General features: G+C 39.4%; 18 protein-coding genes. 7 read left to right on the top strand and 11 right to left on the bottom strand.

The genetic code is table 11. The features are described 5' to 3' along the window. Window positions 1-4: 4 nt before the first annotated feature. Entirely contained in the window at window positions 5-919 is a 915-nt protein-coding gene (gene lpxO, locus FTV17_RS07610) for a lipid A hydroxylase LpxO (RefSeq protein WP_035265982.1), read from the bottom strand. A gap of 504 nt (window positions 920-1423) precedes the next feature. Here lpxO and fadB point away from each other — a divergent pair. The 3 genes from fadB (at window position 1424) to FTV17_RS07625 (ending at window position 6159) form a co-directional block, all read left to right on the top strand. Further along, window positions 1424-3577 (top strand): fatty acid oxidation complex subunit alpha FadB, encoded by a 2154-nt coding sequence (gene fadB, locus FTV17_RS07615; RefSeq protein ID WP_179998809.1) that lies wholly within the window; start codon window positions 1424-1426, stop codon window positions 3575-3577. A gap of 12 nt (window positions 3578-3589) precedes the next feature. Next, window positions 3590-4762, top strand: coding sequence for an acetyl-CoA C-acyltransferase FadA (gene fadA, locus FTV17_RS07620; RefSeq protein ID WP_078193136.1), 1173 nt, complete (start codon window positions 3590-3592; stop codon window positions 4760-4762). 101 nt (window positions 4763-4863) lie between these two features. Beyond that, complete coding sequence (locus tag FTV17_RS07625) at window positions 4864-6159, top strand: hypothetical protein (RefSeq protein ID WP_218945302.1); 1296 nt, start codon at window positions 4864-4866, stop codon at window positions 6157-6159. Window positions 6160-6281: 122 nt separating this feature from the next. Here FTV17_RS07625 and FTV17_RS07630 read toward each other — a convergent pair whose 3' ends face one another. After that, a complete protein-coding gene (locus FTV17_RS07630; protein ID WP_179998810.1) occupies window positions 6282-6797 on the bottom strand; it encodes a hypothetical protein in 516 nt (171 codons plus the stop codon). A 257-nt stretch (window positions 6798-7054) separates the two neighbouring features. Between FTV17_RS07630 and FTV17_RS07635 the strand changes: the two genes are divergently transcribed. Further along, window positions 7055-8050, top strand: a complete 996-nt coding sequence (locus FTV17_RS07635; RefSeq protein ID WP_179998811.1) for a DUF4105 domain-containing protein — start codon at window positions 7055-7057, stop codon at window positions 8048-8050. A gap of 54 nt (window positions 8051-8104) precedes the next feature. Here FTV17_RS07635 and FTV17_RS07640 read toward each other — a convergent pair whose 3' ends face one another. Beyond that, window positions 8105-8899, bottom strand: a complete 795-nt coding sequence (locus FTV17_RS07640; RefSeq protein WP_179998812.1) for a hypothetical protein — start codon at window positions 8897-8899, stop codon at window positions 8105-8107. Between the two features lie 298 nt (window positions 8900-9197). On the opposite strand from FTV17_RS07640, the gene FTV17_RS07645 reads away from it, so the two are divergent. Beyond that, window positions 9198-9911 (top strand): DsbA family protein, encoded by a 714-nt coding sequence (locus FTV17_RS07645; RefSeq protein ID WP_035265969.1) that lies wholly within the window; start codon window positions 9198-9200, stop codon window positions 9909-9911. A gap of 431 nt (window positions 9912-10342) precedes the next feature. Next, window positions 10343-11539 (top strand): hypothetical protein, encoded by a 1197-nt coding sequence (locus FTV17_RS07650; protein WP_257219904.1) that lies wholly within the window; start codon window positions 10343-10345, stop codon window positions 11537-11539. A gap of 61 nt (window positions 11540-11600) precedes the next feature. Here FTV17_RS07650 and FTV17_RS07655 read toward each other — a convergent pair whose 3' ends face one another. The 6 genes from FTV17_RS07655 to FTV17_RS07680 all read right to left on the bottom strand — a co-directional run bounded on the left by FTV17_RS07655 (window position 11601) and on the right by FTV17_RS07680 (window position 17829). Then, window positions 11601-11882, bottom strand: a complete 282-nt coding sequence (locus tag FTV17_RS07655) for a hypothetical protein (protein ID WP_179998813.1) — start codon at window positions 11880-11882, stop codon at window positions 11601-11603. Window positions 11883-12102: 220 nt separating this feature from the next. Further along, a complete protein-coding gene (htpG, locus tag FTV17_RS07660) occupies window positions 12103-14022 on the bottom strand; it encodes a molecular chaperone HtpG (RefSeq protein ID WP_092766631.1) in 1920 nt (639 codons plus the stop codon). A 92-nt stretch (window positions 14023-14114) separates the two neighbouring features. Then, complete coding sequence (locus tag FTV17_RS07665; protein ID WP_179998814.1) at window positions 14115-14462, bottom strand: lysozyme inhibitor LprI family protein; 348 nt, start codon at window positions 14460-14462, stop codon at window positions 14115-14117. A 131-nt stretch (window positions 14463-14593) separates the two neighbouring features. After that, on the bottom strand, window positions 14594-15178 hold the full coding sequence (locus tag FTV17_RS07670; protein ID WP_179998815.1) for an OmpW family protein: 585 nt from the start codon (window positions 15176-15178) through the stop codon (window positions 14594-14596). Window positions 15179-15487: 309 nt separating this feature from the next. Continuing rightward, window positions 15488-16858, bottom strand: coding sequence for a Na+/H+ antiporter family protein (locus FTV17_RS07675; RefSeq protein WP_179998816.1), 1371 nt, complete (start codon window positions 16856-16858; stop codon window positions 15488-15490). A gap of 92 nt (window positions 16859-16950) precedes the next feature. After that, the gene (locus FTV17_RS07680; RefSeq protein ID WP_179998817.1) at window positions 16951-17829 is read right to left on the bottom strand and encodes an alpha/beta fold hydrolase; all 879 of its coding nucleotides are present in this window, start codon (window positions 17827-17829) and stop codon (window positions 16951-16953) included. A gap of 124 nt (window positions 17830-17953) precedes the next feature. Here FTV17_RS07680 and FTV17_RS07685 point away from each other — a divergent pair, with 124 nt between their 5' ends. Further along, entirely contained in the window at window positions 17954-18442 is a 489-nt protein-coding gene (locus tag FTV17_RS07685) for a DUF4442 domain-containing protein (RefSeq protein ID WP_179998818.1), read from the top strand. A 46-nt stretch (window positions 18443-18488) separates the two neighbouring features. On the opposite strand, the gene FTV17_RS07690 is transcribed toward FTV17_RS07685, so the two are convergent. Together FTV17_RS07690 and rpoC are read right to left on the bottom strand one after the other, a co-directional pair. Then, window positions 18489-18848 (bottom strand): DNA transfer protein p32, encoded by a 360-nt coding sequence (locus tag FTV17_RS07690; RefSeq protein WP_179998819.1) that lies wholly within the window; start codon window positions 18846-18848, stop codon window positions 18489-18491. A 197-nt stretch (window positions 18849-19045) separates the two neighbouring features. Beyond that, complete coding sequence (gene rpoC, locus FTV17_RS07695) at window positions 19046-23239, bottom strand: DNA-directed RNA polymerase subunit beta' (protein ID WP_179998820.1); 4194 nt, start codon at window positions 23237-23239, stop codon at window positions 19046-19048. Window positions 23240-23308: the final 69 nt, after the last annotated feature.

A 23308-nucleotide genomic window follows, 5' to 3' on the forward strand; every position in this document is an offset into this window, starting at 1 on the left:
GGTCTTAAAACACATAAGGTCGAATAAAAATCAGGAAGAATATCCCTAACATCAAGAACCATTTTAAAAAGTAATATAACTGACGGTTCTTCGCTTTCAGTGCTTTTGCTTTCACACGCAAGCGATAAATATAACCAAATGCTTTGTTCAGACCACCCGTTTGATCCCCTGCTTCATTCGGTGAACTTGCCGCAGTCATTACATTTTTACCAAACCAATGATTAAACCGTTCCATCCAACGTGTCTTTAAAGGACGCTCTACATCAGCAAAGAAAATAATACGATTTTGATCCGTCGTGTTTTCTGCATAATGAATGTAGGTTTCATCAAACACAACGCTTTCACCATCTCTCCATGAATATCGCTGACCATCTACATCAATAAAGCAACGATCATCATTTGGCGTCAACAACCCTAAATGATAGCGTAAAGATCCCGCATAAGGATCACGATGACGAACCAATCGACTATCAGGAGCAAGCTCAGTAAACATCGCCGCTTTAATGGTTGGCAATGTTTTAAGCAATGCTGTCGTTTTAGGGCACAGTTCTGCTGCTGAAGGATGTGCAGAGTCATACCATTTTAAATAAAAACGCTTCCAACCAGTTTTAAAAAATGAGTTAAAGCCTAGGTCATCATATTTTTCAGAGGCTTTGATCCCACCCTGCTCATATAAAGCTTTGGCTTCATCACGAATCATTTCCCAATTTTCATCTAACACTTTTAAATCTTTAAAATGCTGTGTGTCGATATAAGGCTGGTTTGGCACCTTAGAGAACATATACATCAAAAAATTAATAGGTGCCAAAATGGTCGAATGATCAAAGAATTGACGATAGAACGAATGTCGTACTTTTCCACGACGTTGAATATACAGTGCCGATATGATGAATATCGCGAGAATAATCCACTTGATCATTGATTGACTCGGTTTATCTTTGGTTAGCGGGTTAAATGAAGAGATGCTGCACCTAAATTGGAAGTGAATTGTTCCAATTTAGGTGTATAGATAATCACGTAAATTGTATAACGACTACCCCAAACAACGAAACATTGTGTTCTACAAATAGACTTTTGATGGCTTTATATTTCAGTTTATTGACTTTTATGACGAAATTTAAAGTGCAAAATAACTTGAAATTACCTACCTACCCCAGATATAAGTTGAAGTGTTTTTAAATAAAATGCCAATTGAAACAATCGCTTTATTGTAAGAAGAACAAACTCTACATTCGCATCTGCTGTTTTATAATGCATGCTGGTGCAATAAATAGATGACCATTGCGTCACGGCTTGATACAACTTGTTATGTTCTTTTTCGATATAGTTATCGTAAGATTAGCGAAGCTTTAATGTGCGCAGGAAATACGCACTTGCTTCACAACATCAACTTAGAAGTCCTCCAAAATAAAGGAGATCAGGCATGATCCACGCTGGCAATGCCATTACCGTCCAAATGCTTTCGGACGGAATTGCAGAATTCCGCTTTGACTTACAAGGTGAGTCGGTCAACAAATTTAACCGCGCAACAATTGAAGATTTTAAAGCTGCAATTGACGCTGTTAAAGCAAACGGTGACATCAAAGGTTTAATCGTTACTTCAGGTAAATCTACATTTATCGTGGGTGCAGATATCACTGAATTCGGTGACAACTTCGCTCAAGGCGAACAAGCGATTGTGGATTGGGCATTGCCTGTTCACGACATCTTCAATGCGTTTGAAGATTTAAATATTCCTAAAGTTGCTGCAATCAATGGTATGGCATTGGGCGGCGGTTTTGAAATGTGCTTAGTGTGTGACTATCGTGTGATGTCAGAAGCTGCACAAGTTGGCCTTCCAGAAATCAAACTGGGTATCTACCCTGGTTTTGGTGGTACGGTTCGTTTAAGCCGCGTGATTGGTATCGACAATGCGGTTGAATGGATGGCAATGGCTGCACCGAAAAAGCCGGCTGCTGCGCTCAAAGACGGTGCTGTTGATGCAGTTGTTGCTGCAGACAAACTACAAGACGCTGCAATTGACCTTGTGAAACAAGCAATTGCTGGCCGTGTAGACTGGAAAGCAAAACGCCAAGAAAAATTAGATCCTGTTAAATTGAACATGCTTGAACAAATGATGGCATTCAATACAGCGAAAGGTGCAGTTCTTGCAAAAGCAAATCCTGCTCAATACCCAGCGCCAAAACTTCTTCTAGACTCATTACAAGCAGGTGCAAGCCTTCCACGTGATGAAGCATTGAAAATCGAAGCGCAAGGTTTTGCTAAAGCGGCTGTGACTCCACAAGCAGGTGCGTTAATTGGTTTATTCCTTAACGACCAAATTGTGAAGAAAACTTCGAAGAAATATGAAAAAGGTGCTCACCCTGTCAACCAAGCTGCTGTACTAGGCGCAGGTATCATGGGTGGTGGTATTGCTTACCAAGCGGCAAGCAAAGGCACACCAATCATCATGAAAGACATTGGTAACCCACAATTGGCGTTAGGTATGTCTGAAGCGAACAAATTGTTGACTAAACAAGTTGATCGCAAAAAAATGACTGCGGCGAAAATGGGTGAAACTCTTGCGCGCATCCGTCCGACTTTAAGCTATGACGAGTTTAAAGAAGTGGACATCGTGATTGAAGCAGTAACGGAAAACCCTAAAGTTAAGGGTATCGTACTTGCTGAAACTGAGAAAAATGTTCGTGACAACACGATCATTGCTTCGAACACGTCAACAATTTCAATCACACGTTTGGCTGAAAACCTACAACGTCCTGAAAACTTCGTAGGTATGCACTTCTTTAACCCAGTTCACATGATGCCATTGGTAGAAGTGATCCGTGGTGAAAAGACGTCTGCTGAAGCGATTGCAACGACTGTAGTTCTTGCTCAGAAAATGGGTAAAACACCAATCGTTGTCAACGACTGCCCAGGCTTCTTGGTGAACCGCGTATTGTTCCCTTACTTTGGTGCATTTGACCTTCTATTGAAAGACGGTGCTGACTTCCAACAAGTCGACAAAGTCATGGAAAAATTCGGCTGGCCTATGGGTCCTGCTTACTTGATGGACGTTGTGGGTATTGATACTGGCGTTCACGGTGCAGAAGTGATGGCGGAAGGTTTCCCTGACCGTATGAAGCCTGACTTCAAAGGTTCAATTCAAACAATGTACGAAGCAAAACGTTTGGGTCAAAAGAACGACGTTGGTTTCTATAAGTACGAATTGGATCGTAAAGGTAAAAAAGCTAAAGTGGTTGACCCAACTGCGTACGAGCTTGTTGCATCAGTTGCAACTGCGGAAAAACGTGAATTTGACGCTCAAGAAATTATTGACCGTATGATGCTGACTTTCTGTAACGAAACTGTTCGTTGCCTAGAAGATAACATCGTAGCGACTGCTGCTGAAGCAGATATGGCGATGATCATGGGTGTAGGTTTCCCTCCATTCCGTGGTGGTCCATGCCGCTACATCGACCAAACTGGTGTCGCTGAATACGTAGCGCTTTGCGACAAATATGCGTATTTAGGTAAGGCTTATGAAGCGCCACAAATGTTGCGTGACATGGCTGCAAACAACAAAAAATTCTACGGTTAAGGAGCAACGTGAATGGCTACTTTAAATCCACGTGACGTTGTCATCGTTGATGGCGTACGTTCAGCAATGGGTAAAACCAAAAATGGTATGTTCCGTAACGTACGTGCTGACAGCTTATCTGCTGAATTAGTACGCGCGCTTGTTGCTCGTAACCAGTTTGATACCAATGAAGTTGAAGACGTAATCTGGGGTTGTGTAAACCAGACTCTAGAACAAGGCATGAACATTGGTCGTAACATTGCGTTATTGGCTGATCTTCCAAAGACTGTTGCAGGTCAAACAGTGAACCGTCTTTGTGGTTCTTCTATGCAAGCAATCCACACAGCGGCTGCGCAAATTGCAACCAACCAAGGTGATATCTTCATCATTGGTGGTGTAGAGCACATGGGTCACGTTGGCATGATGCACGGCATCGACATCAACCCAGAAGCGTCTAAGCACTATGCAAAAGCGTCTAACATGATGGGCTTAACGGCTGAAATGTTAGGTCGTATGAACGGTATTTCTCGTGAAGAACAAGATGCGTTTGGTGTTGAATCACACCGCCGTGCTTGGGCTGCAACACAAGAAGGTCGTTTCAAAAATGAAATCGTGGGCGTTGAAGGTCACGATGCAAATGGCTTCAAAATTCTGTGCGATATCGATGAAGTGATTCGTCCTGATGCAAACCTTGAAGCATTCCAAGCTTTACGTCCAGTATTCGATCCGAAAGGCGGTACAGTAACTGCTGCAACATCTTCAGCTTTGTCTGATGGTGCTTCTGCAATGTTGCTGATGTCTGCTGAACGTGCTCAAGCTTTAGGTCTTAAGCCACGTGCTGTAATTCGCTCTATGGCGGTTGCAGGCTGTGATGCTGCGATCATGGGTTATGGTCCTGTACCAGCAACTCAAAAAGCGCTTAAACGTGCTGGCTTGTCAATTGCTGATATTCAAACGTTTGAATTGAACGAAGCATTCGCAGCACAAGGTTTGTCTGTTCTTAAAGGCTTAGGCATTTATGACCAACAAGACCGTGTGAACTTGAACGGTGGTGCGATTGCATTGGGTCACCCATTAGGTTGTTCTGGTGCGCGTATCACAACGACTTTGCTGAACGTCATGGAACAGCAAGATACACAAATCGGTCTTGCGACGATGTGTATTGGTTTAGGTCAAGGTATCGCAACTGTGATCGAACGTGTTTAAGTTTTAAATACGTGACCAAAAGAAACCCCGCTTAATGCGGGGTTTTTTTAAATTAAAAAATACAAAAATTCATGTATATTTTAAATTAAAGGGAGTCGCTTATGAATCTACCAGCAGTAACAAATGAGAACTTATTTCATTTAAATAGCCTTGTAACAGCATTGCAATTACCTCGAACTGTTTTAGCTAGTGATGATGCAATTACTTACACTTGGAATAATTTGCCTCGCTTGTTAACTAAAATTCCAGAACAAGAAAGAAATGAGTTAGTTGCAAGGATGTGTATAGCTGTTCATAGTGGATTATTTGATAGCGCTATTAATTACATTTGGAATGCCGCTATCTTAGCTCTTAGAAATAAAGTACGTTCTTTTGGCTTACCTATAATTGCTAGCATCAAAAATAAAGATTTTGAAGAAAAGCATCTATTAGAACTACAAGATAGTGAATTATTACAGCTCGTATTAGAACTGAATATCATTGATGAACAAGGATTCTTCTTCCTGAGTCAAGCACGTGCAACACGAAATAATTATTCAGCAGCGCATCCAAGTTTACAAATGATTGATGAGTTTGAACTCATGGCTTTTGCTAACAGATGTATAGAAAATGCTTTAGCAAATCCTATTAATCACACTGGATTAGACATACCTTCTTTTATTCAAACTATAAAAAATCCAAGTTTTGCTGCAATTCAATACAATTATTGGTTAGATGCATTAAAACAAACTTATGATGCTCAACGCTCACTTATTATTAACATGATGCATGGTATGTATTGTGATCCAAACATCTCAGAAACTATACGCCAGAATATTTTAAAACTTTGTATTGATCTAAAGCAATCCTTTAGTAATGCGATTAAAAGTAAATTAGTAAATACACATACAAATTACTTAGCCAGAGGAGAAGTAGAAAAATATAAAGCTTCACTTAAGTTTTTCGAAAATCTCAGCTTTTTAGAGTTATTATCACATGGTGAACTGAACTCTTTATTTTCAAGAGCAATAGAAAGATTGAATCAGGTTCATAATGGTTTTGATAATTTTTATAACGAACCTCCATTTGCAGAACGCTTAAATGAATTAACTAAAGCACATGCAGTACCATTACTTGTGCAAGAAAAATTCGTAGAAACTGTTTCATCGTGTTTTATTGGAAACGGTTATGGGGTTTCACATTCTGCTCTGAATTCATACGAAGATATGATTAAAAACTTTTCACCAATTGAAATTAGTCTACTTTTAAACTTAGTTCAATATGAAACAAATCTATTAGGCTATAGAGTGAAAAATACAAGAAATTGCTCTGAACGATTTAAAAAAATGGTACAACTAATTAACCCAAGTAGTGTTCCACCCTCGGTGAAACATAGCTATGACCATTTTATTAAATAGCGAGCTTTATAATATCTGATGACTTTTTATAAAAGGTCATCAGACTAAACATCTCAATTAAATATTTTAAAATCAATCATAAATCCCAAACTAATTAATTTAATGGGTTAATGCTAATATTTTTAATTATCCTTTACCCCACCACGCCATTGATCACCAAACAACTGATTTAAACGTTGCTCATCAAAGGTAATCTGAATCGCTCCACCACCCTGTTGGATATGATTCAAGGCTTTTTCACGATCAATCCCTAAAGGCTCCAACATTCTAAAAATTCCTGAGCTCGGATCATTCGACTGTAAACCTGCTGCAACAGACAAAACATATTGCTGCTGTAAAGGTGATAGATGACTCATATCAGGCACTGGGGTTTTTGGTTGAATATTCAGTGCAGGTGAACTTTGCTCTAAAGCAGCATTTTGAATATCCTGCTCTTTTTTGATCACTTGATGTTGCAAAGATTGACGCACCTTTTGATCTTCTTGAAAAGGTGTAACAGTCGTCACAACTTCATCACGTAAATCATCGTCCGCCAACAATTGAATTGAAGGCAGGCTTGCAACATCTTCAGCATGAGTCAAACTCATCAGCAAGACTGAGATCACACCGAACATCAAACATAATTTAGAATTAGTCATAAGTAAGACTCTGACATGCATCGTTCAAATTGAGCATCAAGAAACAAGAATAACTAAACAAATAGAACCACTCTTTAATTAAACTACACCAATTTATTTACTTATTCATCAGCACTCAGATAAATGGTTTCAAGTGTTTTTTAAAGGTTTTTCTAAGCAACTGAATTTCAAGACTCGGTCTGATTTTACAAATATGGACTTCAAAGCTTAACTTCAATTCATTATAAAAATAGAAAACTCATACATATCCATCAGCCATGAAAACTAAAATAAAAAACAGCCTACTCGTTATATTTTTATGTCTCTCATCACTCTGGGCAATCTTATTCATTTGGACACATCAGCCTGTTAATGCCATTTTCACTTATACACTGATCTTGTTTTGGGTGGGACTTGCCATCATTACAGGGATATTCCATTTCAAGCAACACAACTCTAAGCCCTATTTCACATGGGCGTATTTGATTATTTTTTTGATTGCCATGATTAGCTTTTTTTCCTTAGAACCACGCAATGATCGCGTTTGGCAGGATGAAACCGACAAAATTATTCAATTCCAATTCAAAGATGGCAAAGTGGAATTACAGAATGTCAGAAATTTTATTTGGCACAGTGATAAAGACTACGTGACGCGGTGGGAAACACGACAATACGATTTAGAAAAGTTAGATCGTATAGATTTAGTGGTATCACATTTTATGCAAGGTCCTATTGCGCATGTTTTTATTACATTTGGTTTTGATGATGGCGAACATCTCGCTTTTTCTTTAGAGGTTCGTCAGGAAAAAGATGAAGGATTTTCCACCATTGGCGGGTTTTTTCGGCAGTATGAATTGGCACTGGTCGTAGGTGATGAAAATGATTTGATTTATACCCGCTCAAATATTCGCGAAGAAGATGTCTATATTTATCCAATTCAAATGAATCAAACCGAAATTCAGATGTTGTTTTTAGAGTTCCTGAACAAAGCCAATCGGCTAAATCATACCCCAGTTTGGTATAACACCTATATTAGTAATTGTACGACCATCTTGTTTGATTTATTAGAACATGCAGTAGGACAAATTCCACGAGATTATCGCGTGACCTTGCCAGGTTTAATTCCAAACTATTTATATGACAAAAAAGTCCTCGATAATGGTATCACCTTAGATCAATGGAAAGAAAAAGCGCATATTAATCCTAAAATTGAGCATGTTCATGAAGTACATTTACTTTCAAGTAAAGCATTCTCTGCCTTACTCCGTGAGTAAAGCAGGCGTCCATTTTTTATAACCACGCTGAAAGAAACAACCAAGAAAGAATGTTTATTGCGTTTCTTCCTGAACAACCGGTTCAGAACTTGGACTTTGATTCACTGTTTGTGCTTCAATCACTTCGGCATTTTGATTTTTTAACTGATCAATTTCGCGTTGTAATTGATTTAACTCACGATATAACTCGTTAAAGCGATTCACACTGAGATCACTTTTAAATAGGATCATTTCATTACGGCGTTGCCAGTCATGATTCTTCAAAAACTCAAACATTTCTTCAGCTTTTTTTGTGATCTTAAGTTCTAAAGCAAACAAAGCTTGATCATTATTATGCTGTCGGCTGAATTTTAACTTTTCTTTCATTGGCTCACGCAAGTCTGCTTTCATCTCCAAAGCATCAAGCGCTTGTAAAGCTGTCGCATAAATTTGTTGGTCACGCGTTTGATATTCAGATTGAATTTTCTTCACTTGGACAAACATCTTTTCGGTATCTTGATATTTATTCTTTTTATCTAATTCTAGGCGACGAACGTTCAGAAACTCATCCCACTTGGCTTGATCTAACTCACGTAAATACATATTTCGTGATTCAATATTGTCTACCCAATACTTCAAAATAAATTCAGAAAGTACCTTATAGTCACCATCCAAACGCTCATCTTCAACTTTAAAATTCAGAGGGGTTTTCCAATCCTTCGCTTGAACATAAAGCTGCTCAATTTTTTCCGTCATCACCAAATCAAATTGTTGACGTTGCACTTCATCATTTTTTTCATTTTGCGCGTAGGCACAATAACCAAATAATAAGGTCACCATGACGATAACCACCGCTAATATTCCGCGCATCTCAAACTCCTATCCTTTTTTTGTTTGAGTAATGAATCACTTGCGAACAATGACAAGCATATGATGTGTATTGTATAGCATATTTTTTAAGCAGAAATAGGAATGAATTTAGTGGATATTGCTGTGATTTTGTCGATTTATTCGTGATTCTGTGATCAAGTTTCAATAATTTATTACGCAATATTCATATTTTCGACAGAAATATATCGGGTTGAAACTCTGCGTTTCAGATTTAGACCTTTAATTTTGTTGTCATTGCCCACACTATAGATTCATAAATGATGATTAGAGATTTTTTATGCGTGTAGATGTGTGGTCAGATGTAGTATGCCCTTTTTGCTATATCGGAAAAAAACGTTTAGAAGCAGCAGCAGCTGCAACTGGTGTAGAACTTGAAGTCCATTGGCACAGTTTTCAGCTAGATCCTGATGCACCGCCACGTCAAGAAGTCTCAAATAGCGAACGTTTGGCATTGAAATATGGGCGTACTGTCGCTGAAGTTGAAGAAATGCAACGCAATATCGCGGAAATGGCAAAAGCAGAAGGCATCGAGTTCAATTGGGAAAATGCCAACTCAGGGAATACATTTAACGCCCATCGGATTATTCATCATGCACAAAGCTTAGGATTGGGTTCGGAAGCAAAAGAAGCCTTTTTCTATAGCTATATGACCCAAGGTTTAGCCATTGGCGAGCGTGAAACCCTCGAAGATGTTGCTTCGCGTATTGGTTTAAACCCAGTTGAAGTGGATGATATTTTGGATTCTGATCAATATGCCGATTTTGTCCAATTTGATGAAGAACTTGCACGTGATCAATTGAAAGTGACTGGTGTACCATTCTTTGTATTCGATCAGCGTGTGGCTTTGGCTGGTGCTCAACCGACTCAAGTCTTCCAAGATGTGATCAACAAAGTATTAACAACTGCCAATGAACAAACAGATCAACCCACTGTTGAAGATGCAGAAACTTGTACTGATGAACATTGTGACGTGCCACCAAGCAAATCATAAAACATCTTCGAGAACCTAAATACGGGCTTAAGATTGCATGACTTAAGCCCGTATTCAGACTGTTATAAAAATAGAATTCAGCGTTGCATAAACAAGCCTATTCAAGTGAATTGGAACTGAATATACTATCAAACATAGATTCACTGCATGACTCTATACATGGTAAATTTTTATAGACCTCTTTCCCCAAGGAGGTCTTTTTTTATCTATAAAACAATCATTTAATAAAATCATTTGAATTTTAAGTCTTCTCATTATCTGTTCCAATTTTAAATCACTTTAAATTCATTGTTGTTTATTGTGAATTTTGTTGAACAATTCATTAGAATAGATCAAACATTGATTTTTAATAATATCACGATGCTTAAGCCCATTTTTTAATTTTATAAATAAATTCAGTGGCTTAACAATGAAAATGACTTAGAGCGAATATGAAAAGAATCATGCAGCAATTCAAACCGTCAACCTTAAGTCTTGTCTTAAGTTGTAGCTTTTTAAGTACTTTCGTGTATAGCCAAGATCAGATAGATCACTTGACTGATCCTTATCAAACAGATGAAATTAGTGTCAGTAGCGAATTCCCTACTTTAGACTATCCTTTAGAATTTCAACAAAAAGACTGGCCAACATCGGATGAAAATAGCTTAGGTTGGATTAACTACGTTCCTCGCATGGTTGATGCAACGCCGACACTATTCCCAGAACAATCCAATAAAAAAATATACGCTCCGACCCAAGCGACTGAAGATTTATCATGGATTGACCGACGTCAAAAATCGATTCGCCAATGGGCAGACCGAACTGCACAGCGAATCGATGGTTGGTTTGGTGAAGGCTATGAAGATGAAACCGCCAAAGCAACGCTACGTGTAATCTTTGATAATAAATGGAATAAGTATGATGATTACGAATTCAAGCCACGTATACGCGGTAAAATCGACTTACCAACCTTAGAGCGTAAATTAAGTTTAGTCTTTGGTGATGATTCACTGGATAATGAAATTGACAACAATATTGCCATTACCAATGAAAATCCCGCTGGTGATCCCGACAAAAATGTCGACACTAAGCGAATCCGTGAAGATAACAGTTCTATCGCATTACGTTGGTCACAACTGTCTGATAAGTTACCTTTCGATTTAGATGCTGATTTAGGTATTCGATCTGGAGATGACATTTATGCCCGTTTAAAGGCAAAAAAAGATTGGACTCTCGGGAATGATTTTTCCTTTCATGCTGAACAAATCTATCGTTATGGTATAGATAGTGAAAATTATCTAAGAACCAATTTGGAACTCACCCACGCACGTCCAAATGAAGCGTTTATTTCAAATCAGCTTTATCTAACTTATGCAGATGAGCAGGATGATGATTGGACTTGGGATAATCGTACCTATCGCCAACATCAGTTTTTCCATGATAACCGCTTTAACTACGGTATGTATGTGGGTGGTTATTACAACGAAGATGATTTACGTATGAACAGTTGGGGACCTTTTGTTTCTTGGCGCCAACCCTTATTCCGCGAATGGTTCTTTGTTCAAGGTGATCTTAACTATTTTAATGACAAGCGTGAAGATCGATCACACTATCCTCGTGCATTAGTTCGTCTTGAAGCTAGATTTTAGCGCTCGATAATAGTCATAAAAAAAGCCCATCACTGATGGGCTTTTTTTGGATCTTAGATTCTCAAATGACAGGCTTTTGAATCACTATACGATCATTACGTGTAATACGTGTTTTTTTAGAAGACGCTTCAGCTTCAGTTTTAGGTAAAACATAACCGACGCGATCTGTGCGTGCGATACGCTTACTATCCACAAAAGGATTAATATCAAATTGTGGAATTTGGTGCTTCACTACGGTTACACGATCATTTCGAACAATTTTCTTCACATCTTGTTCTGCATAAGTGACATTGGTTAAGCTCAAACAAAACATGCTAAATGCGAGCATCATTGAAGTTTTCATAGAATATTCCCAATATTTAATGATCGTTATTATAGATTAATTATTATTTTTTGATATGTTTTACAAATCGAAACTTGGACGTATTTTTTTATCATCAACATCGAAAAAATTTATCTAGTTTAACGCAAAGCTTAAATAGTTCCTTTTGCATTCTACGACGGCGCTGCATTAAAAAAGCCTATCCGAAGATAGGCTTTCGATCACAATTTAAAATATGCGCTTATTTCAATAATAAGCTGTTAATGCGTTTTAAATATGCAGCTGGATCTTCTGGTAAACCACCTTCCGCAATCATCGCTTGATCAAAAATCACATTTGCAAGATCGTCAAATTGTGCTGAACCTTCCAATTTTTTCACTAATGGATGCTCAGGGTTAATCTCTAAAATTGGCTTGCTTTCTGGGACTGCTTGACCTGCTTGTTTTAACATGCGAATCAACTGTGGAGACAATTCGCCTTCACCAGTTACCAGACACGCTGGAGAATCAACCAAACGAGTGGTTACGCGCACTTCTTTGGTTTTGTCTTTTAATGACTCAGACAGCTTTTCAACTACAGGTTTAAACTGCTCAGCCGCCGCTTCTAATGCTTTTTTCTCTTCAGCATCCTGTAAATCACCTAAATCGACAGCACCTTTTGCGACATTCTGCATTGGTGTCCCGTCAAACTCATGAACAAATTCCATTGCCCATTCATCTACACGTTCAGTCATTAGCAGAACATCGATACCTTTTTTCTTGAATAACTCAAGTTGTGGCGAGTTTTTAGCAGCGGCTAAGCTTTCCGCCGTTACATAATAAATCGCCTTTTGACCTTCTTTCATTGCTGCTTTATAGTCAGCCAATGAAGTGGTGACCTCATCATTGTTTGAAGTTGCAAAGCGTAGAAGCTTCAAAATTCGGTCACGATTGGTGAAATCTTCACCCAAACCTTCTTTTAAGACAGACCCAAACTCAGCATAAAACTTCTTAAATTTCTCTTGATCTGCTTCATCTTCAGATTTAGCTAAAGTATCTAAAGTTGTTAAGATTCGACGTGTGTTGCCTTCACGGATGGTTTTAACATCTCGACTTTCTTGAAGTAATTCACGACTCACATTCAACGGTAAGTCTGCGCTATCCACAACACCTTGTACGAAACGTAAATAGTTCGGGATGAGATTATCTGCATCATCCATGATGAAGACACGTTTCACATAGAGCTTGATACCTGCTTTTGCTTCACGTGAGAAAATGTTGTGCGGTGCTTTACTTGGGATATACAGTAATTGCGTATATTCAGTGCTCCCTTCTACACGGTTATGCGCCCAAGTAATCGGTGCTTCAAAGTCGTGACTTAAGTTTTTATAAAACTCAATATACTGTTCTTCAGTAATGTCATTCTTACTACGTGTCCACAATGCGCTGGCAGAATTGATCGCCTCCCATTCACCCGTTTTGACATACTGGCCTGGTTTCGCTTCTTCGCCCTCAGCTGCTTCTTCTTGTTGCCATACCTCTTTTTCCATTTGAATTGGTAAACTGATATGGTCTGAATATTTATTGATAATTTGCTTTACTTTATAACTTTGCAAATAATCTAATGCGTCTTCGCGCAAGTGTAGAATAATATCTGTACCGCGACCTTCTTTTGTAATTTGCTCAACTTCAAATTCGCCTGTACCACCACTGATCCAACGTACACCTTCTGAAGCTTCAGCCCCTGCACGACGTGATTCAACTGTGATTTTATCAGCGACAATAAAGCCAGAATAAAAACCGACACCAAACTGACCAATTAACTGTGCATCTGACTTTTGATCACCGGTTAATTTAGACATAAAGTCTTTAGTACCAGATTTAGCAATCGTACCCAAATTATCAATAGCTTCTTGTTGACTTAAACCAATACCGTTGTCGGAAATGGTGATGGTTTTATTATCTTTATCCAATTGTACGCGTACACGTAAATCTGGATCATTTTCATAATATTCAGGATGATTAATCCCTTCAAAACGTAATTTATCACATGCGTCTGAAGCGTTTGAAATTAGCTCACGAAGGAAAATTTCTGGATTTGAATAAAGTGAATGCGTCACTAAATGTAAAAGCTGAGCAACTTCCGCTTGGAAACTATGTTTTTGTGTATTCTGCTCGCTCATAAACTACTCCTTAAACACATCAAAACAATTTTTTTGAATGCTTAATGAATGGTGTAGCTTCTAATTTTTTCAATGGTCAAAATTAAATTTTTTTAAAAAGGACCTTGTTTGTAAATTCGATCAAGATGTATTTCTAGTTTTTGCTGACGCATTTGATAGACATGATTTAAGCATTGCAAATTTGCTTGGCATTGATCACGTAATTCCAGCCATTTGACTTGTTCATTCTGAATGATTGATCGCATTCCCATCGGTACTAAACGACGTAGAATTTGATAAGTGGCAGCCATTTTAACATCTGCATCATTCAAGATACGATGTTCACAAATAGCTTTCTCAGTTTCGGACTGCGCCTTTTTGCAATCAAAACTCGCTGCAAATACTGGAACACTTCCACATGCAGCCAGTACAATGATGAGTTTTATGAATCGGTTCTTCATGCATACTACTCGGTTATGAGCTTTCTAGATTATTGAAAAAAATTGTTTTTTTATATGGTATTTTCTACCTGTTATAGTACAACACATAAAAAAAGCCCTATTGATTAATAGGGCTAGGCGCAACTTTATTTTTAGAATTTGTAGCTGTAACCAATGCTATAGATGACTGGATCTATATCTAGCTTGAACTTTGTTGTTCCATCTACATTCACTTCAGGGTTCAAATCTGCATAACGTACGTCAGCGAATACACCCCAGTTTTTTGCATCAGCTGGTTGGAAATTGAAACCTAACTGCGCTGCATAACCAAAATCTTCTTTTACACTTTGAACGCCTTGCTCATCCCAAGCAATAAATGCTGTTGCACCAAGACCAACATAAGGTGTAAATCCCGAGTTATTTTTAAAATGATATTTCGCAGTCAGTGTTGGTGGTAAATGTTTAATCGTCACTGCATCAGCGCCATTAATCAAAACATCATGGCGAACTGGTGTGGCTAATAATAATTCAGCAGAAATTTGATCATTAAAGAAATATTCCACCGAAGGGGTAAAAGCAAATTCATCATCGGCTTCCACTTTAGCTCCTCCTAGAGCGGCCACAGTGGTATCTTGCGTTGGAGAAATTGCAGATGCACCTAACTTAAGTTGCCATTCTCCTGCCAGTGCATTTGCAGACATTCCAAGCAAAACAATCAGTGCAATTTTATTTAACATTATTATAACCTCTGGAAGATTGATCTAAATAAACCACTATTTAAATATAATAAACATGTCAAAAATTAATATGCAACTCTTAAAATTTAAATAAAATACATTGTATTTATAAACAATTGATTACAATGATAATTTATTTTAAATCATACTAATTTAGTCAATTATAAAATCATCAATTATTTTAAATAAATTATTAATCATATTATTTTACTCGGGATTTTTTTATTTAAACCCACTACTTTAATCTGATTTAAAATAAAAAAGGCGATTATATTAATCGCCTTTTATTCAATCATTTTTTAAATATAGTTATAGCACCATTGCCGCGATCCAACCAAAAATCATCAATGGAATATTGAAATGAATAAATGTCGGAATCACACTGTCTTTCATATGGTCATGTTGACCATCCATATTCAAACCTGATGTTGGACCTAAAGTCGAGTCTGAAGCTGGAGAGCCTGCATCACCTAGAGCTGCAGCAGTACCTATGAGCGCAATTGTTGCTGCTGGACTAAAACCAAACTGAATACATAATGGGACATAAATGATTGCAAGAATTGGCACTGTGGAGAATGATGATCCTATACCTAGTGTAATTAACAACCCGATGAGTAACATCCAGAATGCTGCCCAACCTTGACTATCACCAATCCATGCGACTGAAGCTTCCACTAGAGTCGGAACCTGACCAGTAGCGCCGATCACGGCTGCAAAACCTTGTGCTGCGATCATAATAAAACCCACGAGTGCCATCATACGCATACCAGTAATGATGACATCGTCAGCTTCTCTCCACTTGAAAATACCTGCACAGCTTAGGATCGCCACACCGACTAAACCAGCTAAAATCATCGAATCAGAATACAATTGCACTGCAAGCGTTGCTAAAACAGCCCCCCCCGCCATATAAATCGTAAATTTAGAAACCTCCGGTCTCGCAGAACCTTCTTGAACACCCATTTCACCCGAAATGCTTTGTGGTTGTTCTTCGACATGAATGTCACGATATTCTCGTGGTTTACGATAGCTATAAAACACTGCGATTAATAAACCTACGAACATCCCAAACACAGGAATCGCCATCGCAGAAGGGATTTGATCATAATCAATTTGGAAGCCAAGTGGTTCACCAAAAGTATTGATGTTTTGACCTAAAATATCATTTAGGAAAATTGCACCAAAACCGACTGGGATCAACATATAAGTTGCACATAAACCAAATGTGAGTAGACATGCAACCAATCGTCGATCAAGCTTTAAATGGTTGAATACCATCAATAATGGTGGAATCAATACAGGAATAAAAGCAATATGCACGGGAATTACGTTTTGAGAACAAACAGCCGCTATTGCAACCGTTGCAAAGATGGCATATTTGACACGATTTTGTATTTTAAGATTAGCCTCACCTTTAAGTGAATTAATCATTTTATATGCTAGAAGATCTGGCAAACCTGAACGAGCCAAAGTTAAGGCAAATGCACCAAGTACACCATAAGCTAAAGCAATCTGGGCACCCTTGCCCAAACCACCATTAAACGCTTCCATAGTGCCTTGTAAACCAAGACCAGCCAATAGGCCTCCTGTTACAGCACCAATGATCAGTGCAAATACCACAGGCACACGAGCCAAAGAGAGGCCAAACATGACCCCAATGGCAGCAAGAATTGCAAACATAAGAAATAGGAATCAGACAAAAAAACTATTTTATCAGAATTTGTTTGTAATAAATCTGCTCATCAGGGGTTGAAACCTTCACTCGTCAGATTCTATTCGCCTTGCGCATTTTTTTTTGCAAATTGTTTAATATACGATGCGATCTCTTGTGCACGACTTAAAACTGCCCAGTGATTCGCATCTACCTCAACACGTTCAAAAACTGTCGCCCATTTTGGAATTTCATCAATCAACTCAGGACTCACATATTTATCACGTTTTAAGACCACCGCTTGAACGGGACAAATCGCATGACGTTGACGAGGCATCGTTAGACGTGGAATAAAGTTTGCGCGATACAGCGCCACACCATACTCACCATCCTTAGAGATATTTTGGTTTACAGGTAAGCCTTTTGTATCTTCAAGAATTTCAAATATTTTGCCCCAGCGATCTGGGTTGAGAAAATTCCACATCGTCGGTGCAACTACGGGTAGCTGAAATAGTACGATGTACCAAGACTTAATCAATTGCTTAAAGAACTTTGGTTTTTGATGTTTGAATTGTTCACGCATCCAAAAAGCAGCATGGTCCAAGCATGGTCCAGATATAGTGGTATAGGAAAGAATACGACCTTTAAATTTAGATTCTGTTACGGATTCCCATGTTTGAATTGAGCCCCAATCGTGTGCTGCAACGTGAAAGTTACGATTTGGTAACAGATGATTTACCACACTTTCCAAATCTAAAGACAGTTGAGCTAATGCATAAGCGCGAATCTTTTTCGGTATGCTCGATTGACCAGCGCCACGCACATCATAAGTCACAACAAAATAATCTTCGATTAAATTCGAAATGATTGGTTCCCATACTTCTTGATTGTCTGGATAACCATGCACAAGCACCAATGCCGGCTTATTCCGATCCCCCCATGTTTTAGCATAGAGTTTTTGTTGATCTGTCGTGTTAATCCAATGTGACTCAAATTGCATAATATGCTCAACCTTTTTTGTTATTGATTGACCGTTTTCTTGGTCTACGATGATTTTCGATCAATGCCAGAATATTTTTTGTACTTTAGTATGCTAACTAATGAAATAAAAATAATTGACCTAAATGAGTATTTTGAAAAAGCTAACGACAATTCCGTTGATCTCCAAGTATATGTTTAATAGCTTTGCACCCTTCCAAGGAGCAGGCATTTCTATCGATAAAATCGACTTAAAAAATCATCATATACGTGTGAAAATGCCACTTACACGAAAAAATAAAAATATCGTGGGTGTCCACTTTGGCGGTAGCCTTTATTCTATGGTTGACCCATTCTATATGACATTACTCATGTATCACTTAGGTGATAAATATATTGTTTGGGATAAGGCTGCAAGCATCGATTTTTTAACCCCTGGTCGTAGCACTGTTTATGCAGATATCCGCATTGATTCTAATGAAATACAACTCATCAAAGAGCTTGCTAGCAATCATGCTCCAGTTTACCGTAACTATACGGTGAATATTATGGATGAATCAGGCTTACGGATCGCAGAAGTTCACAAAACTGTGTATATCCGTCGCAAGAAAGCAAAAGCCACACGTTTCCGTTAATAAAAAAAGGCGCTCTATGAGCGCTTTTTTTAATCACTTTAGCAAATTAACGATTGTTCTGTTCTATCGCTGCTCCTGCACCGCCGCCAATTGCACCACCAATTGCAGCACCAGAGTTACCACCAAAAATACTTTTACCGACTGCAGACCCAATTGCACCACCGACACCACTATAAGTGGCATTACGGTCAGAGCCCCCTTGAGCTTTACTACCTACAGCAGCACCTGCACCGCCACCAAGCGTTGCACCAACACCACCACCAACGTTATTACCAACACCACCACCGAGTGCACCACCTGCAGCAGCTGCACCAATACGTTGTTGATTCGGCGTCATGCTTTCACAACCCGCAAGTAACATTGTAGATACGGTTGCCATCGCCATGACAGCTGTTAACTTTTTCATCTTGATGTCCCTCTTTGTCTATTTAGATAAGCATATCGCGATCTAGAGAATAAAATTTTCAATTTCTGTTACAAGACACCGCTAAAATGATGCTATTTGTAAAGAATTTTTTTCAAAATAGATATTTAGCCTCAAACTCACATTATCAAACTCAATAAAAAAAGGCACCCGTAGGTGCCTTCTTAATTCAGTTTAGATTAAAACTGATCTTCATTTAATGCTTGTGAGAACGCTTGGTCAACTTCAGAGAAGTCATTAACCAATTCGTGTTCAGCAGCTTCTGCTTCTTGACGACGACGCTCTAAGTGGTAAGCCAAACCTGTACCCGCTGGGATCAAGCGACCAACAACCACGTTTTCTTTTAGACCGCGTAAATCATCTTCTTTACCTGTTACAGCAGCTTCAGTTAACACACGTGTTGTTTCCTGGAACGATGCAGCAGAAATGAACGAGTCAGTAGAAAGTGAAGCTTTCGTGATACCCATCAATTGACGTTCAAACTTCGCAGGGAACTTGTTCTGAGCAAGTACTGCTTGGTTTTCTTGGACAACACGGATGTAATCCACTTGCTCGCCTTTGATGAAGCTTGTATCACCACCATCGATGATCTCAACTTTACGCAACATTTGACGTACGATGACTTCAATGTGCTTATCGTTGATTTTTACACCTTGGAGGCGATATACGTCTTGAACTTCATTCACGATGTAGTTCGTAAGTGCAACTTCGCCCTTCAGACGTAAGATGTCATGTGGGTTTTGTGGACCATCAGAAATCGTTTCACCACGGTTCACATGCTCACCTTCGAATACGTTGATTTGACGCCATTTTGGAATCAATTCTTCGTAAATCTCAGAGCCATCATCTGGCGTGATCACCAAACGGTTCTTACCTTTCGTCTCTTTACCGAAGCTTACGATACCAGACACTTCTGCAAGGATCGCATGTTCTTTCGGCTTACGCGCTTCGAATAAGTCAGCTACGCGTGGAAGACCACCGGTAATATCACGAGTACGTGAAGATTCTTGTGGTACACGACCAATAACGTCACCCACACCAATTGTTTCGCCATCACGGACAGTCACAATTGTATTTTGTGGTAAGAAGTAGAACTGTTCACCGCCATCAACCGTATCTAATACAATCGCTGGACGTAAATCTTTACCAGAAGCTGGACGTGAAGTCACAGGTAAGATTTCAACAGTAGTCATACCCGTTGCATCATCAGTTTTCGATGTTGCAGTTACACCATCAGCGATTTGGCTGAAGCGTGCTTTACCAGCAACTTCTGTCACCAATGGATGTGTATGTGGATCCCAAGTCGCAACAATACCACCAGCTTCTACAGCACCACCATCTTTAATCAAGATTGACGCACCGTAAGGAAGTTTATAGCGCTCACGTTCACGACCGATGTCATCAGCAATACCGATTTCACCAGAACGAGATACAGACACTAAGTGACCTTTAGCATGCTCTACAGTCTTCACATTATGGAAGCGTACAAAACCTGCATTACGTACTTGAACACTGTTCGCTGCAGAAGTTCGGCTTGCAGCACCACCCACGTGGAACGTACGCATCGTTAACTGTGTACCTGGCTCACCAATTGATTGAGCAGCCATTACACCCACTGATTCACCTGGATTCACCAAGTGACCACGCGCAAGGTCACGACCATAACATTTCGCACATACACCGAAAGTAGATGCACAGTTTACAACTGAACGTACTTTAACTTCATCGACACCTTGCTCTTCTAGATAGTTTGCAAGTTTCTCATCGATCAATGTATTACGTGGCAACACCACTTCATCAGAACCTGGTCGCTTCGCATCTTCAGCCAGTACACGACCGAGTACACGAGTACCTAAGTTCTCGATGACATCACCACCTTGAATGAATGGCGTCATTACAAGACCGTCAAAAGTACCGCAATCTGGCTCAGTAATCACTAAGTCTTGCGCTACGTCTACAAGACGACGTGTCAAGTAACCCGAGTTCGCTGTCTTCAATGCTGTATCGGCCAAACCTTTACGCGCACCGTGTGTTGAAATGAAGTACTGAAGTACGGTCAAACCTTCACGGAAGTTCGCTTTAATTGGTGTCTCAATAATAGAGCCATCCGGTTTTGCCATCAAACCACGCATACCTGCAAGCTGACGAATCTGTGCTGCACTACCACGGGCACCTGAGTCAGACATCATGTAGATCGAGTTGAATGATTTTTGTTTCTCGTCTTCACCCTGTTTGTTCTTAACAGTCGTGTAAGACAAGTTATCCATCATCGCTTTCGCTACTTGGTCGTTTGTACGCGCCCAAATATCGACAACTTTGTTATAACGTTCGCCGGCAGTTACGAAACCTTGTTCGAACTGTTGCTCAATTTCACGAACTTCAACTTCAGCTTTCTCGATGATTGAATACTTCGCAGGTGGAATCACCATGTCTTCCATACCAACAGACACGCCTGAACGTGTTGCTTGACGGAAACCGAGGTACATCAATTGGTCAGCAAAAATAACAGTATCTTTCAAACCAAGCTTACGGTAGCAAGAGTTGATCAATTTAGAGATGTTCTTTTTGGTCATCTCAACGTTGATTTGCTCGAAGCTTAAACCTTCTGGCACAACTTCCCAAAGTAAACAACGGCCTGGCGTTGTATCAACGATAATCGTTTGTTGCTCACGCTCACCATTTTCATTGATCACAGTTTGATGTACACGAGCTTTAACGCGAGCATGTAAATCAACTTGACCTGTTGCAAGCGCACGGTTTACTTCGTGAGTATCCGCGAACACCATGCCTTCACCTTTGGCATTGATTGCATCACGCGTGATGTAATACAAGCCTAAGACAACGTCTTGCGATGGAACGATGATTGGTTCACCGTTTGCTGGAGACAAGATGTTGTTCGTTGACATCATTAACGCACGAGCTTCTAATTGAGCTTCAAGTGTTAATGGAACGTGTACCGCCATTTGGTCACCATCGAAGTCGGCGTTGAACGCAGCACATACGAGTGGGTGTAGACGGATCGCTTTACCTTCGATCAATACAGGTTCAAATGCCTGAAGACCTAGACGGTGAAGTGTTGGCGCACGGTTCAACATCACTGGATGTTGACGAATCACAGATGCAAGAACGTCCCAAACTTCTGGAGTCTCACGCTCAACCATTTTCTTCGCAGCTTTAATGGTAGTTGCTTGGCCAGACGCTTGTAATTTCGCGAAAATAAACGGCTTGAATAACTCAAGTGCCATTTTCTTAGGAAGACCACATTGGTGAAGACGTAAAGTAGGACCTACAGTAATTACCGAACGACCAGAATAGTCAACACGCTTACCAAGTAAGTTCTGACGGAAACGACCTTGTTTACCTTTGATCATGTCTGCCAAAGATTTAAGAGGACGTTTGTTCGAACCAGTAATTGCACGACCACGACGACCGTTATCTAATAATGCATCTACAGACTCTTGTAACATACGTTTTTCGTTACGTACGATGATATCTGGAGCAGCTAGATCAAGAAGACGCTTTAAACGGTTGTTACGGTTAATCACACGACGATAAAGATCGTTCAAATCAGATGTCGCGAAACGACCACCTTCAAGTGGTACAAGCGGACGAAGATCTGGTGGAAGTACTGGAAGTACAGTCAACACCATCCATTCTGGTTTGTTATTCGACTCTTTGAACGCTTCCATTAACTTCAAACGCTTAGATGCTTTCTTAAGCTTCGTTTCAGAAGTTGTATTCGGAATTTCTTCACGTAAACGAGAAATCTCAGCTTCAAGATCAATGTCTTTCAATAAATCTTGAACTGCTTCAGCACCCATTTTCGCAGTGAATTCATCACCGTGCTCTTCTAATGCTGTGAAGTATTCTTCGTCATTCAGAAGTTGGTATTTTTCGAACGGAGTCATACCAGGATCTGTTACAACGTAAGATTCGAAATACAATACACGTTCGATATCACGTAGCGTCATGTCTAAAAGAAGACCGATACGGCTAGGCAGTGATTTTAAGAACCAAATGTGTGCAACTGGTGAAGCAAGCTCAATGTGACCCATACGTTCACGACGAACTTTCGCAGTTGTTACTTCAACGCCACATTTTTCACAAATGACGCCTTTGTATTTCATACGCTTGTATTTACCACACAAGCATTCGTAATCTTTTACTGGACCAAAAATTTTGGCACAGAATAAACCATCACGTTCAGGTTTGAACGTACGATAGTTAATTGTCTCTGGCTTTTTAACTTCACCATGAGACCATGACTTAATCATTTCTGGTGACGCAAGACCAATTCGGATGCGATCAAACTCTACAGGAGCATGACCGTCTGAATCCGTCTTTTTGCGCATGATATCGAGCAAGTCTTTCAATTTTTTTCTCCGTGTGTTGTGGAGATTTTCACTTCACAACTGGGTCACAAATATTGTTTTTTAACTGAA

The organism is Acinetobacter sp. YH12239 (genome assembly GCF_013417635.1).
Classification (GTDB): Bacteria; Pseudomonadota; Gammaproteobacteria; order Pseudomonadales; family Moraxellaceae; genus Acinetobacter.